At 68.2% G+C, this 14,536-nt stretch carries 10 protein-coding genes; 7 read left to right on the forward strand and 3 right to left on the reverse strand.

The features are described 5' to 3' along the window. Positions 1-3: 3 nt before the first annotated feature. The 3 genes from ISO16_RS23355 to ISO16_RS23365 are packed head-to-tail and all read left to right on the forward strand — an operon-like array spanning position 4 to position 3,944. Positions 4-519, forward strand: a complete 516-nt coding sequence (locus ISO16_RS23355; protein WP_006946895.1) for an isoprenylcysteine carboxyl methyltransferase family protein — start codon at positions 4-6, stop codon at positions 517-519. Beyond that, a complete protein-coding gene (locus ISO16_RS23360; RefSeq protein ID WP_029541754.1) occupies positions 512-1,528 on the forward strand; it encodes an NAD(P)/FAD-dependent oxidoreductase in 1,017 nt (338 codons plus the stop codon). The genes ISO16_RS23355 and ISO16_RS23360 overlap by 8 nt, the downstream gene beginning before the upstream one ends. A 37-nt stretch (positions 1,529-1,565) precedes the next feature. Continuing rightward, the gene (locus tag ISO16_RS23365) at positions 1,566-3,944 is read left to right on the forward strand and encodes an MMPL family transporter (RefSeq protein WP_072634488.1); all 2,379 of its coding nucleotides are present in this window, start codon (positions 1,566-1,568) and stop codon (positions 3,942-3,944) included. On the opposite strand, the gene ISO16_RS23370 is transcribed toward ISO16_RS23365, so the two are convergent. The 3 genes from ISO16_RS23370 to ISO16_RS23380 all read right to left on the reverse strand — a co-directional run bounded on the left by ISO16_RS23370 (position 3,910) and on the right by ISO16_RS23380 (position 8,305). Continuing rightward, positions 3,910-5,307 (reverse strand): maltokinase N-terminal cap-like domain-containing protein, encoded by a 1,398-nt coding sequence (locus ISO16_RS23370; RefSeq protein ID WP_072634489.1) that lies wholly within the window; start codon positions 5,305-5,307, stop codon positions 3,910-3,912. The genes ISO16_RS23365 and ISO16_RS23370 overlap by 35 nt on opposite strands. Next, positions 5,304-7,025 (reverse strand): maltose alpha-D-glucosyltransferase, encoded by a 1,722-nt coding sequence (gene treS / locus ISO16_RS23375; RefSeq protein ID WP_072634490.1) that lies wholly within the window; start codon positions 7,023-7,025, stop codon positions 5,304-5,306. Before treS ends, ISO16_RS23370 begins: the two co-directional genes overlap by 4 nt. A 401-nt stretch (positions 7,026-7,426) precedes the next feature. Beyond that, positions 7,427-8,305 (reverse strand): NmrA family NAD(P)-binding protein, encoded by an 879-nt coding sequence (locus tag ISO16_RS23380; protein WP_072634491.1) that lies wholly within the window; start codon positions 8,303-8,305, stop codon positions 7,427-7,429. A 262-nt stretch (positions 8,306-8,567) separates the two neighbouring features. On the opposite strand from ISO16_RS23380, the gene ISO16_RS23385 reads away from it, so the two are divergent. The 4 genes from ISO16_RS23385 (at position 8,568) to ISO16_RS23400 (ending at position 14,519) form a co-directional block, all read left to right on the forward strand. Then, on the forward strand, positions 8,568-10,853 hold the full coding sequence (locus ISO16_RS23385) for a CaiB/BaiF CoA-transferase family protein (RefSeq protein WP_072634492.1): 2,286 nt from the start codon (positions 8,568-8,570) through the stop codon (positions 10,851-10,853). 8 nt (positions 10,854-10,861) lie between these two features. Further along, complete coding sequence (locus ISO16_RS23390; RefSeq protein WP_072634493.1) at positions 10,862-11,788, forward strand: alpha/beta hydrolase; 927 nt, start codon at positions 10,862-10,864, stop codon at positions 11,786-11,788. Positions 11,789-11,904: 116 nt separating this feature from the next. Next, complete coding sequence (locus ISO16_RS23395; RefSeq protein ID WP_072634494.1) at positions 11,905-12,891, forward strand: AraC family transcriptional regulator; 987 nt, start codon at positions 11,905-11,907, stop codon at positions 12,889-12,891. Between the two features lie 95 nt (positions 12,892-12,986). Continuing rightward, positions 12,987-14,519: a class I adenylate-forming enzyme family protein gene (locus ISO16_RS23400; RefSeq protein WP_072634495.1), complete on the forward strand. Its 1,533-nt coding sequence runs from the start codon at positions 12,987-12,989 to the stop codon at positions 14,517-14,519. The last annotated feature ends 17 nt before the right edge of the window (positions 14,520-14,536 follow it).

Raw genomic sequence — 14,536 nt, forward strand, 5'->3', positions numbered from 1 at the left:
GCCATGTTCTATCTCCTGCTCGTCGCCGCGGTCGCCACGGAGCGGCTCGCCGAGCTGGTGGTGTCCCGGCGGAACCTGGCGTGGAGCATGGAGCGCGGGGGCCGGGAGAGCGGCCGCGGACACTATCCGGTGATGGCGTCACTGCACGCGGGGCTGCTGGCCGGATGCCTGATCGAGACGTTCGGCGTCGGCCGCCGGTACGTGCCGGCCCTCGGCCGGCCGATGCTGGCACTCGTCCTGGCGTCGCAGTGCCTGAGATGGTGGTGCATCCTCACCCTCGGACACCGCTGGAACACCCGCATCGTGATCGTGCCCGGATTGCCCCTGATCCGCCGTGGGCCGTACCGCCGGCTCCGGCACCCCAACTACGTGGCCGTCGTCGTCGAGGGTGCGGCACTGCCGCTCGTCCACTCCGCGTGGGTGACCGCGGTGACCTTCACTGCGCTCGATGCCGTGGTACTTCGGGTGCGGATCCGCGCCGAGAATGCCGCCCTGCGCGAACTGGTGCGCGATGCATGACCTGATCGTCGTCGGCGCCGGCCCCGCCGGGCTGGCCACGGCCCTGTATTCCGCCCGGGCCGGCCTCGATACGGTCGTGATCGAGTCGAGGCCGTCGCCGATCGACAAGGCCTGCGGCGAGGGTCTGATGCCGGGCGCGGTCGCCTGCCTGCGCGAACTCGGTGTGCCGGTCGACGGACATCCCCTCCGGGGGATCCGGTACACGGACGGGCACTGCCGGGCCGAGGCCGTCTTCCGCGACGGCCACGGCTTGGGGGTGCGCCGCACCGATCTGCAGGCAGCATTGCAGTCCGAGGTCGTGACACGAGGTGTTCCGGTGCTGCAGCGCCGGGTCTCCGAGATCACGCAGGATGCCCGGTGCGTGACGGCCGCAGGCGCCACGGCGCGGTACCTCGTCGCGGCCGACGGGCTGCACTCCGCCATCCGACGGCAGCTGGGCCTGGACCGCCCACCGTCCGGTCACCACAGGTGGGGGCTACGCCGGCACTTCGAGGTGGCCCCATGGACCGACTTCGTGGAAGTGCATTGGGCCCGCGACCGCGAGGCCTACGTCACCCCGGTCGGTCCCCGCCTCGTCGGCGTGGCGCTGCTCTCCGCTACCCGCGGGTCGTTCGCCCGGCAGCTGGCCGAATTCCCCGCCCTTGCCCAGCGGCTCCCCGACACCGCGGCGACCGCCGTCCGGGGGGCGGGACCGATGCGTCAGGACGCCAGGGCCCGCGTCGCGGGCCGTGTGCTGCTCGTCGGCGACGCGGCCGGATACGTGGACGCGATCACCGGCGAAGGCATCGACGTCGCTCTGAAATGCGCACGCGCCCTTGTGCAGTGCCTCGAATGCGGGCAACCGGCACGCTACGAACGGGCATGGTCACGGGCGTCGCGGCGCTCACGCCTGCTGACCTCCTCCCTGCTGTGGGCGCGTCGGCAACCCCGCCTCGGCCCTGTCATCGTGCCGCTGGCTGCGCGGTCACCACGCCTGTTCGCTGCCGCCGTCCATCAGGTCGCACGATGACGATGTCGACGTCCCCGACCCGGCCTCCGCCACGGCCATGACCCGCTGGGCCGCATTTCTTCTCGCACGCCGGTGGCTCGTGCTGATCGTGACCGTCACCGCGCTGGTCCTCGGCGGCGCATGGGGGCTGGGGGTCTTCCCCCATCTGAGGTTCGAGGGCTTCCTCGACGACGGGAGCGAAGCCGCGCACGTCACGCACCAGGTGGAGGAGCACCTCGGCCGCCGGGAGCCGGACATCGTCGCCATCTACACCGCCCCACCCGGGCAGAGCATCGACGACATCGGACCCGAGGTGGCCGGGCACCTCGCCGCTCTCGATCGCACCCGGGTCGAGCGCGTCGACACCTACTGGACGGTGCCCGTGGTCGAGAAACCGTACTTGCGCTCCGCCGATGGCACCCGAGCGCTCGCGACGGTGACCCTGCAGCATTCCGGGTCGGGTGATCGGCCGCCGTACCACGATCTGCTGTCCGTGCTGCAGGTTCCCGGAGTCGACACCCAGCTGACCGGCAAGACCGTGGTCGACGATTCGTTCAACACACAACTGAAGACCGACCTCGTCGTCGCCGAGTCGGTGTCGCTTCCGCTGACCCTGATTCTGCTGGTGATGATCTTCGGCGGACTGACCGCCGCGGCGGTGCCGGTTCTCGTCGCCGCGCTGTCGGTGCTCAGCGCGCTCGGGACGCTTCGGCTGCTGACCATGTTCACCGCGGTCAATGCCTTTGCCCTCAACGTCACCTCCCTTCTGTGTCTCGGTTTGGCCATCGATTACGGACTGTTCATCGTCAGCCGGTTCCGGGAAGAACTCCGCTCCGGCGCCTCGCCGAACGACGCGGTTCGGCGGACCGTTCTCACCGCGGGCCGCACCGTGTGCTTTTCCGCGCTGCTGCTCGTATGTGCCTTCGCCGGAATGCTCGTCTTTCCCCAGGAGGTGATCCGGTCGCTGGGTTTGGGCGCCATCTCGGCCGCCCTCAGCGCGGCCCTGCTGTCCTTGACCGCCGTGCCCGCGGCCCTGGCCGTTCTGGGTGCCCGGATCAACGGTCTGACCTGGCGCCGCGGGGCGGTCGAGCGCGGCGAGGTGCGAGCCCACCGATTCTGGGGAGCCGTCGCCGACCGGGTGATGCGCCATCCGCTGCGCGTCGCAGTCCCGATCACCCTCGTGCTGGTGGTGTTCGCGGCCCCGGTCCTTCTGACGCGGTTCGGCTCGATCAGCTACACCTCGCTGCCGCCCGGCAATCCGGTTCGCGCGGCCACCGAACAGCTGGTCCAGGAATTTCGGTCACCTGGTGGCGACATCACCGTCCTGGTGCACGGAACAGCCGGCTCACCCCCGCCCCTGCATGCGAGCCTCGGGTTCGTGGCACAGGCCGATGCCGTCGACGGGGTCACCGGTGCGCAGCCCATCGCCACGACCTCGGATTTCACCGTCATCTCCGCGGCGGTGACCGACCGATCGGACGTCGAGCGCGCGAACGCGGCCGTCGCAGCACTGCGCGAGCTGGCGCCGCCGGCAGGAACCCGGATCGAGGTCGGCGGACCGTTCGCCCTCGAGGCCGACAACAATCACGCGATCACCGAGGCGCTGCCCACCATGATCGCCGTCATGGTGGGCGCGACACTGCTGCTGCTGTTCCTGGCCTTCGGCACGGTGGTGCTGCCGGTCAAGGCGGTCGCCATGGCGGGACTGAGCCTCGGGGCGACCTTCGGGCTGCTGACCTGGATCTTCCAGGAAGGACACGGCGCCGGTCTCATCGGTGTGGCTCCGGAGCCCGTCCAGCCCACCCTGGTCGTGTTGATCCTCGCCGTCGTGTTCGGCCTGTCGACCGATTACGAGATCTTCCTGATGTCGCGGATGGTCGAAGCGCATGCTGCGGGGGCGTCGACCGAGACGGCGGTGCACACCGGTACCGCCCTCACCGGTCGTGTCGTCACCTGCGCCGCGCTGATACTCGGTACGGTCACCGCGGCCTTCGCGCTCTCCCCGATGACGATCATGCGGTTCATCGGACTGGGAATGATCTTCGCCCTCGTCATCGACGCCACGCTGGTCCGCATGCTGCTGGTTCCCTCACTGATCAAGCTGATGGGCGACGCGAACTGGTGGGCGCCGGCACCCCTGGCACGCCTGCACCGACGCATCGTGCACGGATGGTCCGAGGGCCCGGGCCCGCGCCACCGGGCCACCGCGAGAGGCCGGTCGACACCCGCCGCGGGCCGGCACCGGTCCTCCGTGGACCTGCGCCGACCACGCCGGAAAGGGTCCTCCCCGGACCGGGGGGCGGCCGCGATCGACCCGGTCCACCGGCCGCATCGGGGCGGACTCGACGACCCGGCACCCTCGGGTGAGGATCCCCTGGCGGATACCACCGACGGCCACAGCCCTACGTCGCCTGCACCAGCCGACGGATCGCGTTGAGCGGCAGCCGGATCCACTGTGGCCGGTGGCGGGCCTCGTAGACCACCTCGTAAACGGCCTTGTCCAGTTCGTACGCGCGCAGCAGCGCGGCCGACTCGCGCGGATCCGCGCCGGACGCGCCCGCATAGCCGTCGCAGAACGCGGCGGAGTTGCGCTGCGCCCATTCCTGCGCCCGGAACTCGCGTTGCGCGGCGGCAGCCTCCGACGTCGCATCGTGCAGGGAGTGGTGGGCCGCGTAGTCGAACGAGCGGAGCATCCCCGCCACGTCGCGCAGGGCGCTGTCCGGTTCCCGCCGTTCGTCGAGGGACTTGGCGGGCTCGCCCTCGAAATCGATGAGCAGCCAGTGTTCCGGGGTGCGCAGCACCTGCCCGAGGTGCAGGTCCCCGTGGACCCGCTGCACCGTGGTCGTGCCGGTGGCCGCCGCCTCCGCCAACCGCTCCCGCACCGCCGGGGCGAATTCCGCCAGTTCCGGTACGACGGCACCGGCCGCGTCCAGGCGGCGCAGCATGCCGTCGACGATCTCGCCGACGGGTCGCTGCGACGTCCCGAGGGACTGCGCCAGCAGCGCGTGCACCTCGGCCACGGCCGCGCCCATCCGCTGCGATTCGCCGGCGAAGTCCGTGCCCACCTCGTCCGCCCGCAGGTCGGCCTCGAGCAGCAGGTCCCGCACGCTGCCCAGAGCCATCGACCAGCCGTCGGCGGAGTTGGCCGCGAAGTCCTGCACCATCGCCAGCGTCGTGCGCACGCCGCCGATCTCGGCGTCGATCCACGCGCGCACGGGGGCGACCGACCGGCAGCCCGCCTCGCCGAGCGCGAGGTGCAGTTCCACGTCGGGGTTGACGCCCGGAGTGATCCGGCGGAAGAGCTTGAGCAGCAACTGCTCGCCCAGCGCGACGGAGGTGTTGGACTGCTCGGCGCTGAGCGCCCGCCCGCGCAGTCCCTCCTCGATGACCGTGCCGGGCACGGTGTGCAGCTCGACCGGGCCATACACCTGCCCGGTAGCGATCGAGTGCGCGTACAGGTCGATGATCTCCTGGTCGCGCAGGCCGTCGTAGGCGTGGGGGCGGTCGTCGCCGCTCCCGTCGGGCCGCGGCAGCGCCCAGGGTGCCAGCTCGTCGGGCAGGTGCGGGCGATACCCGAGCGGCACCTGGTAGATCTGCTCGGCGCCGGATTCGAACTCGACGGTCACCAGCAGGTGGTCCGCTCCGAACGCGGGGGTGTCGGTGAGCGGTTCCCGCAGCATGATCCGGACGGCGGCGACGGTTCTGCCCTTGGCGGCGAACCAACGCTGGTGGGGAAGCCACTCGGCCAGCAGGGCCTCGAGCTCCGCATCGGAGTAGTGCTGCACGTTCGGATCCCTCATGGCTGCACCGCCGCCTCGGCTTCGCTGCTCACCGGATGTTCGCCGACGCCTTCCCTCGTCGGATCGGGCTGCAGCGCGAACCAATAGAAACCGTGACCGGGCAGGGTGATCATGTACCCCTCCTCCGTGATCGGTGGGAACGGGACGGAACCGGTGAGCTCCACCGGAATCCACCCTGCGAACCGGGACAGGTCCAGGATGACGGCCTGGGGATATCGGGACAGGTTGTTCACACACAGGATGACGTCGCTGTAGTTGCGGTCCGGGCCGAGCGGCATCTCCCGCAGGTACGACAGGACGGCCGGGTTGGCGCTGCCCAATTCGGTGAAGGCGGCCTTGCCGAACGCCGGATGCTGCTTGCGGACCTGGATCATCCGGCGCGTCCAGTGCAGCAGCGTGTTCGTCGAGTTCATCTGCCGCTCGACGTTCACGGACTGGTAGCCGTAGGTCGGATCCATGATCGTCGGCAGGTACAGCCGCGCGGGGTCCGCCCGCGAGAAGCCCGCGTTGCGGTCGGGTGTCCACTGCATCGGCGTGCGCACGGCGTCGCGGTCGCCGAGCCAGATGTTGTCGCCCATCCCGATCTCGTCGCCGTAGTAGAGCACCGGCGAGCCGGGCAGGCTCAACAGCAGAGCCGTGAACAGCTCGAGCTGGTTGCGGTCGTTCTCGAGCAGCGGGGCCAGCCGGCGCCGGATGCCGATGTTCGCCCGCATCCGCGGGTCGGTGACGTACTCGGCATACATGTAGTCACGTTCTTCGTCCGTGACCATCTCGAGGGTCAGCTCGTCGTGGTTGCGCAGGAAGATGCCCCACTGCGCACTGCTCGGAATCGGCGGTGTCTGGGCGAGGATCTCGGAGATGGGGAACCGGTTCTGGCGCCGCACCGCCATGAAGATGCGCGGCATGAGCGGGAAGTGGAACGCCATGTGGCATTCGTCGCCGACCTCCGGCTCGCCGAAGTACTCCACCACGTCGCTGGGCCACTGGTTCGCCTCCGCCAGCAGCACCCGGCCCGGATACTCTGCGTCGATCACCGCGCGGCACTTCTTCAGGAACGCGTGTGTCTCGGGCAGGTTCTCGCAGTTGGTGCCCTCGCGTTCGAACAGGTAGGGCACCGCGTCCAGCCGGAACCCGTCGATCCCCAGGTCGAGCCAGAAGCGCAGGACGTCGATCATCGCGTCCTGCACCTCGGGATTGTCGTAGTTCAGGTCCGGCTGGTGCGAGAAGAACCGGTGCCAGTAGTACTGCTTGCGCACCGGATCCCACGTCCAGTTGGAGGATTCGGTGTCGACGAAGATGATGCGCGCATCCGGGTAGCGCTCGTCGGTGTCGGACCACACGTAGAAGTCGCCGTACGGGCCGTCCGGGTCCGTACGCGACTCCTGGAACCACGCGTGCGTGTCGGACGTGTGGTTCATGACCAGGTCGGTGATCACGCGGATACCGCGCTTGTGCGCCTCGTCGAGGAACGTGACGAAGTCGTCGACGGTGCCGAACTCCGGGAGCACCGCCCGGAAGTCCCGGATGTCGTACCCGCCGTCGCGCAGCGGGGAGTCGTAGAACGGTGGCAGCCAGATACAGTCGGCGCCCAGCCAGGCGATGTAGTCGAGTTTCTCGGTCAGCCCGCGCAGATCACCCGTCCCGTCGTGGTTCGAGTCGTTGAAGGCGCGCACCAGGACCTCGTAGAACACCGCGGTCTTGAACCAGTCGGGATCCACCGCGAGGTTTCTGGCATGGGAGAAGTCCTCGGACTGGGCCTCGACCAGGTGCCCGTCGGCGGTGTGTTCCGGTCCTGTCCCCCGAGCGTGCTCGTCGGGTGGATTCGCTCGGGGCGGGCTGACGCCCAGGGATGGGGCGGCAGTTCCGCCGTCCAGGTCTGGCATGGCACCTCCGTGCTCGTCGCTTCGCGGGACAGACTCTCCAAGGGTGCCCCGGTTCGCGCGTTTCCACACCCGAAGCGGCCGACTATGGACGGGCGACGGCCCTGTCACAGACAGCCGGTCCCATTTCGAGGGGCGTGTATGTGTCGAATCTGCCACCCGGCGTATCCGTTCGTCGACTCACAGCCGTCGACGACGCGGAAGAGCGGGTTGCGAGAGGCCACGGCCGCCAGCTCCCCCTACCTCGGCATTGTGATTCCGAGACGATCGAGCGCATCTGTGACGAGCTCGCGCAGAGGTGTGATCGGTCGGCCGAGCAGCCGCTCGAGTTCTCTGCTGTCGGTCGCCAGGTCACCCCGGGCGATGGACTCGTCGATCGCTACCGACAGAGCGACCACCTCGGACGGAAGTCCACCGGCATTGAGCGCGGCGGCGTAGACGGTCGCGCTCAGATCGCTGTATCGAACTGCGGTTCCCGTGACGTCGCTGATCGTTTCGGCGAGTTCGGCGAGGGTACGGGGGTCGCCGCCGAGTTCGTAGACCGTGACCGGTTCTGTCGGTCGTGCGGACAGCGCGGCGGCTGCGGCCTCGGCATAGTCTCGGCGAGCAGCCATGGAAATCCGTCCTTGTCCCGCCGCCCCGAGGATCGTGCCTGTTTCGAAAAACTGGGAAAGCTGGTCGAGGTAGACCTCGGCATACCAGCTGTTCCGCAGGAGAGTGTGAGGGATCCCGCTGGTTCGGAGGACCTCTTCTGTGCCGAGATGTTCTGCTGCGACAGGGTTGCTGCTGGAGTCGGCGCGAAGAACACTCGTGTAGGCGATGTGCCGTACCCCGGATGCGGCAGCGGCTTCGATGACGTTGGTGTGCTGGGTGATCCGATTGCCGAAGTCGGTTCCCGAGATCAGCAGCAGATCTTCGACTTCTTCCAGCGCCGCGGCAAGTGCCTGCGGCTCGTTGTAGTCGGCCTTGCGGACCTGTACTCCGCGCTCGGCAAGGTCGGCCGCGTTCGCCGGCGTCCGGACCACCGCCCGGATATCGGCCGGTGGTACGCCCTGCGCGATGAGCTCATCGATGACGTGACGGCCGAAGTGACCGGTGGCCGCGGTGATGGCGTACATGCGGTACAGCTCCTCGAAGTGGTGTGCTGGTGTCCGTAGCGATCCGACCGGCTGCGCGCGATCGGCACTTGGGGCGGGCGATTGCATCTTGACCACGCACATGAAGCAGAAGCAACCAGCCGGTTGTAATCCGGCGCAACGCCGCGATCGGCGGATAGCCCGGCGCGACTCGAGGACATTCCGCCGTTTTCCGAGTGACTAGCCTCGGAGTCAGCGTCGAATGTGACGTGAATCTCTGCGGTGGACTTTCTGGAGGAAACGCATGCCTGGTGCTCTCGACGGCGTTCGCGTCATCGATTTCGGCCAGTACGTCGCTGGACCGCTCGCTGCCGAACTTCTGGCGCAGAACGGCGCGGATGTCGTGCACATCGACCCTCCCGAAGGTCCCCGGCTTGCCGGGCTGCCCGACGCGTATCTCAACCGCGGCAAGCAACGCATCGTTCTCGATCTCACTCGTGAGGCCGACCGTGAAACGGCGCGTGCCCTGTGTCTGCGTGCGGATGTCGTGGTCGAGAATTTCCGGCCGGGCGTCATGGACAAGCTGGGACTGGGTGCCGTCGAGCTCACCGAGTCCAATCCCGGCCTGGTGTACTGCTCGTTGCCGGGATTCGCCGCCGCCGACCCTCGCTCGACACTTCCCGCATGGGAGGGGGTCGTGCTGAGCGCAACGGCGGGCTACCGACGACTGCGTGAGCACTGGGACTGGAAAGCCCGCGCGAACGCCTCCCTCGACGACCCCGGCAGACCGCTCCTGACGGCACTTCCCCTGGCCTCGAACACCGCAGGCATCCTCGGCGCCCTCCGCATGGTGACTGCCTTGTACCGCCGGGAACGCACCGGGCGAGGAGCCTACCTGGAGGTACCACTCTCCGAGGCCATGCTGGAGGTCATCGGCTTCCACCTCGAGTTCCCGGACTTCGTCGGTCCCCGCGAGGATCTCCCCAAGGCGTTCCTGGGCTCTTACCGGTGCAGCGATGGCGGATTCCTCGATCAGGTGTCCTATCCCCGGTTCGTCGAGGGTCTGCTCGTCGCCGCAGGGGTGTGGGATTCCTGGTGCGCGGACGGACTGGGAGACATGGCGAAGGTCTTCACCGATCCTGTTCTCAAGCGGGTCGCCGAGCGGCGGTTCGTCGATCTCGTCGCTACCCGCCCGGCCGAGTACTGGGAGCGGATCGTGCTCGAGCTCCGTAGTTCGGCTGCGGAGGTCCGGACGCCGCGCTCCTGGCTCGAGAACGACCATGCCCGACAATCACGCACGGTCGTCGAGCTCGAGGACCCGGAGTTCGGGCGATTGACGATGGCCGGTGCCGCCATGGAGCTCAGCGAGACGCCGGTGGTTCTCGGGCCGCGGAGCCGGGTCGACGGCGACGCGGACGCCGTCCGGCAGCTCGTCGCCGAGCCCGCACGGACACGTGTGCCGATCACGACGGCCGACGAACCCCCGCTCGCAGGCGTGCGGGTGCTCGAGCTGTCGCAGGTCGTCGCCGGACCGATCTCCGGGCGCCTTCTGGCGGACCTCGGGGCAGACGTCGTCAAGATCGCGAACCCGGCCCCGGACGGCAACAACGGGTTCCACGGCTCGTATACCAACCGCGGCAAGCAGACGGTGTACCTCGACGTTCAGGACCGGGAGGACTTCGCCGCTGTGCGTGCTGCCGTCGACGAATGCGATGTCGTGCTGCAGAACTACGCCTACGGCGCCATCGAGCGATACGGCCTCGGCTATGACGAGCTGTGTGAGACGCGCCCGGACCTGGTGTATGTCTCCATGGGGGCATACGCCCGCAGCGGTTCGTGGCGCGCTCGCCGGGGCCACGAGAACCAGGCGGTCGCCGTCACCGGCTTGTCCAGCCGGTACGGGGGTTCCGGCGGGTGGCCGATGTACCAGCCCTATCTGATCTGCGACGTCGATACCGGCATCATGGGCGCCCTCGGTGCGGTTCTGGGCCTGTTCCACCGCAGCCGGACCGGCCGTGGCCAGCATGTCAGCACCTCTCTGACAAATGTCGCCACGCTCCAGCAGGCGATCTACCTGTTCGACGGCGGACCCGACGACGCGAGACTTCCGGAACCCTCCGGACTGGACAGTCGAGGTTGGACTGCGCTGCAGCGTCTGTACCAGGCATCGGACGGCTGGCTCTTTCTCGCCGCCGCGCCGCAGCAAGCAGACGATCTGCGCGAGGCGCTCGCTCTCGGAGCACCCCGCACCGAAGCCGGCGGCCACCGCGAAGACGAGGAGCTCGACGGGCAGATCGAGCGCGTCCTCGGTCGGCAGACCCGGGCGCACTGGACCGCCGTCCTCGCTGAACGGGGCATCACCGCCCAACCCGTGCGGGAACTCGACGAGGTCGCCCACGATCCCGTGTGGCACCGGCGCGGGATCCTCCGCTACGCCCGGAACGGCGAAAACCGTGTCTCACCCGTCCTCGGCGTCGGCTCGTCACCCTGGCCGGTTCCCGACCGCATCCTCGAACACCCCGGGCCCCTGGGAGCCCACACCACCCACGTCCGTGACCGGTTCCGGCACGTGACCTCACTGGAAAACTAGGAGTATCGATGCCCAGTCCGCAGTCCACCGCGCTCGAGACCCACTACAAAGCGACCGTCGCACTCCTGACTACCGCTCCGGACATCGACCTGGCGCTTCGACGGGCGTTGCTCGACCAGATCCATCTTGTGACGGGCGAGCCGACCGACGTCACCTACCGCGACACCGACGCCGGCGGACGGCCCGGCATGTGGTGCGAGCCGAGGGGCGCCGACCAGGACGGTGTGATCGTCTACTTCCACGGCGGTGGGTTCGTGGTTCAGAGTATTCACAGCCACCGCAAGCTCGCCGGTCACCTCGCCAAGGCCGCGAACCGCAAGGTGCTGCTGTTGGACTACCGGCAGGCACCCGAGTTCTCGTACCCGGCGCCCATCGACGACGCGGAGGCGACCTACGCGTGGCTGCTCGACCAGGGCGTCGAGCCGGCACAGATCGCCTTCGCCGGCGACTCCGCGGGTGCCTGCCTCGCCTTGTCCACGGTCGTGCGTCTGCGCGACAACGGCATCGAACTCCCTGCTGCCGTGCTCGGGTTCTCCCCGTGGCTCGATCTGGAGTCCCTGCCCGGCACGCTCGACACCAACGAGCAGTTCGACGCTCTGGCCAAACGGCCACTGTGTGAGGAGATGGCTGCGGCCTACATCCAGGACACCGGCGCAGCGGCCGATCCGCGCGCGAACCCGCTCCACGCAGATCTGACGGGCTTCCCGCCGGTCTACATGACCGCCAGCGACATCGAGTGTCTGTTCGACAACGGAGAGCGGTTCGCCGCCCGTGCCCGGCAGGCCGGCGTCGACGTCACCTTCGTCGTCGAGGAGGGCCAGCAGCACGTCTACCAGTTCATGGCCGGGCGGGCGCCCGAGGCGGATCGGTCCATCGCCGCCGCCGGAGCGTGGCTCGCCGCCCGGCTCGGGGCCTCGGCCCCGGTGAGCGTCTGACCTGGACGGACAGTCGCGCAGAATAGAGTGTCGGACCGAATTGTTGGTTGGAATGAACGATCGTGATCGCGACAGTGAGTAAGACAGTATCTCCGCACCCGGAGGGGACACCTGCCATGGCCAAACATGCGACGACCGATCTGGTCACCGGCCTGACGGTCCTTCACCCCGAGACGGCTCTCGACATCATCACCGAGACGTATGCGCCGTCGCGCCTCGACGTCCTCGGATCTGCGCGCGACTTCAACCTCAAGGTGCGGGTGTCCAGGCTCCCCGGACTGGCGTTCGGAAAGGTTCAGTTCGGGACGGATGTCCGGGTGACCGCGCTTCCGCCGTCGTGTTATGTCCTCTGCCTCGCCAGCGAGGGGAGCCTGGATGTCACCTCGGGTCGCTCGACCCATGTCGTCTCCGGTAGCCGGGGTGTCATCATCTATCCCCACGAGCCGACCTACTTCGAGAACTGGGCGCCGGGCACGGAGCTGATCACCGTGCGGATCGATACCGAGCTCCTCGAACGGCAGTTGGTCCAGATGCTGGGTCGACCGGTCGCTGATCCCCTGAAGTTCCATCCTGAGTTCGACCTGTCGAACGGCAACAGTGCCGCGCTCGGGCGAGCCCTGGAGATGCTCCGTATCGAGCTGACCCAGGCCGATGGCATCGCGCAGAACCTGCGAGGTGCCGCGCTGCTGACGGACGTCGTCACGACGTCACTCGTGTTGTCCCAGCCGAACAACTTCTCCGACTTGATCCACCGACCGGCCAAGGCGTGTCCCATCGGTCCGCTCCGTGACGCGCAAGAGCTGATCGAGGAGGACCCCATGGCCTTCACCACGGTGGGCGATATGGCCGAGCGCGTGCACTCGAGCGTGCGTTCGTTGGAGGAAGGCTTCAGAAAACACCTGGACACCACGCCGATGGCCTATCTCCGTCAGGTACGCCTCACTCGTGCTCGCAGCGACCTGCAGATCGCGGAGCCCTCGACCCACACCGTCGCCCGTGTCGCCAATCGATGGGGTTTCAAACACCTCGGACGCTTCGCCAGCATCTACCGGGACTGCTTCGGTGAGCTGCCCGCCGAAACCCTGAAGACCACACACCGCTAGCGGCCGCTCCCCGCCTCCCCTCCCTCGACGTCGACCACAGAGGCTGGTCGACGCCTGTCGCCCTACGCCAAAAATCCACGAACGGAAGTGAAATCATGCTGAACGGCCCAGCGCAGGTCCTGCCACACGCCGCTGCCCGCTTCGCAGACAAGACCGCTCTGATCACGGTCGATCGGACCCTGACCTTCGCCGAACTCGAGTCCGCCAGCAACCGGGTCGCCGGCGCCCTCCACGCCCGGGGCATCGAGCCCGGTCAGACCGTGTCGCTGTACTCGCAAAATCGCTGGGAGTGGCTGGTGGCCTATCACGGCGCGCTGAAGATCGGTGCCGTGGTCAATCCGATCAACGTCATGCTGACGACCGACGAGGTGGCATACGTTCTCCGCGACGCTTGCTCGGCAGCGGTCTTCGTCGGCGAGGACCAGGCGGAAAAGCTCGTCCAGGCGACGACTCGCATCCCCCAGGAATGCTCTGTCATCGTGTTCGGATCCTCGGCTGTGCCCGGCACCGTGGCGTTTCGGACACTTCTCGACGCACCTGCCGATCTTCCGCTGCCGCAGCCGCGACTCGACGACGCATGCACGATCGGCTACACCTCGGGCACGACCGGGCACCCCAAGGGCGCGGTGCAGAGCAACCGCGCCGTGATCCAGAATTTCGGACTCACCGCGACCATGCACGGACGCACCGCCGAGGACATCGTCGTCACGGCACTGCCCGCTCCCCACGTCTACGGCAATGTCGCCGTCAACTCGACCTGGCTCGTGGGCGGCACGGTGGTCTTGATGGAGCGATTCGATCCCGTGACGGCCCTCGAGCTGATCGGCGACCATCGCGCCACCATGTTCGAGGGAGTACCCGCAATGTATGCCGCGATGCTGGCCGATGCAGCGCTGGACAGCGCGGATCTTTCCTCGCTGACACGGTCGACCGTGGGGGGCCAGACCATGCCGGAGGCCACGATCGCACGCTGGGAGCAGCGATCGGGCGCACCACTGATCGAGCTGTGGGGAATGACCGAACTGGCCGGGCTGGGCACGACTCATCCCCTCCACGCGCAGGGACCGAAGGGCTCGATCGGCGTCCCGCTGCCGGGGATGGAGGTGCGTCTGGTCGACCTGCGGGACCCGGCGCGTGAGGCCGCCGAGGGTGAGGCGGGGGAACTGCTGATCCGCGGTCCCGTCGTCATGAAGGGCTACTTCGACAACGACGCCGCGACACGCGAGGTGCTGGACGACGCCGGGTGGCTGCGCACCGGTGATGTCGCGCGGCGCGACGAGAACGGTTTCCTCTTCATCGTCGACCGGCTGAAGGACATGATCATCACCGGCGGATACAACATCTACCCCGCCGAGATCGAACGGGTGCTCAGTGCTCATCCCGGCGTGGCCATGGTTGGGGTAGGCGCCGTGCCCGACGAGACCAAGGGCGAACTCGCCTGCGCCTACGTCGTCCGCGCGAACGGCTCGGAGGTGACCGAGCACGAGATCATCGAGTTCTCGGCGCAGCACCTGGCCGCGTACAAGCGACCGCGGATGGTCCGATTCGTCGGCGACCTGCCGAAGACGTCGAGCGGGAAGATCATGCGCCGAAAGCTCATTACCTCGCTCGACGTCGACATCACGTGAACGACCCGCACGGAGAA

The sequence above is a fragment of the Rhodococcus sp. M8 genome, assembly GCF_015654185.1.
Taxonomy (GTDB): domain Bacteria; phylum Actinomycetota; class Actinomycetes; order Mycobacteriales; family Mycobacteriaceae; genus Rhodococcus; species Rhodococcus aetherivorans.

Bases quoted from the DNA above. Each gene is read 5' to 3' on its own strand.
- ISO16_RS23400 (WP_072634495.1), top strand. From the start codon at position 12,987: ATGCTGAACGGCCCAGCGCAGGTCCTGCCACACGCCGCTGCCCGCTTC.
- ISO16_RS23390 (WP_072634493.1), top strand. From the start codon at position 10,862: ATGCCCAGTCCGCAGTCCACCGCGCTCGAGACCCACTACAAAGCGACC.
- ISO16_RS23370 (WP_072634489.1), bottom strand. From the start codon at position 5,307: ATGAGGGATCCGAACGTGCAGCACTACTCCGATGCGGAGCTCGAGGCC.
- ISO16_RS23360 (WP_029541754.1), top strand. From the start codon at position 512: ATGCATGACCTGATCGTCGTCGGCGCCGGCCCCGCCGGGCTGGCCACG.
- ISO16_RS23395 (WP_072634494.1), top strand. From the start codon at position 11,905: ATGGCCAAACATGCGACGACCGATCTGGTCACCGGCCTGACGGTCCTT.
- ISO16_RS23365 (WP_072634488.1), top strand. From the start codon at position 1,566: ATGACCCGCTGGGCCGCATTTCTTCTCGCACGCCGGTGGCTCGTGCTG.
- ISO16_RS23355 (WP_006946895.1), top strand. From the start codon at position 4: ATGTTCTATCTCCTGCTCGTCGCCGCGGTCGCCACGGAGCGGCTCGCC.
- ISO16_RS23385 (WP_072634492.1), top strand. From the start codon at position 8,568: ATGCCTGGTGCTCTCGACGGCGTTCGCGTCATCGATTTCGGCCAGTAC.
- ISO16_RS23380 (WP_072634491.1), bottom strand. From the start codon at position 8,305: ATGTACGCCATCACCGCGGCCACCGGTCACTTCGGCCGTCACGTCATC.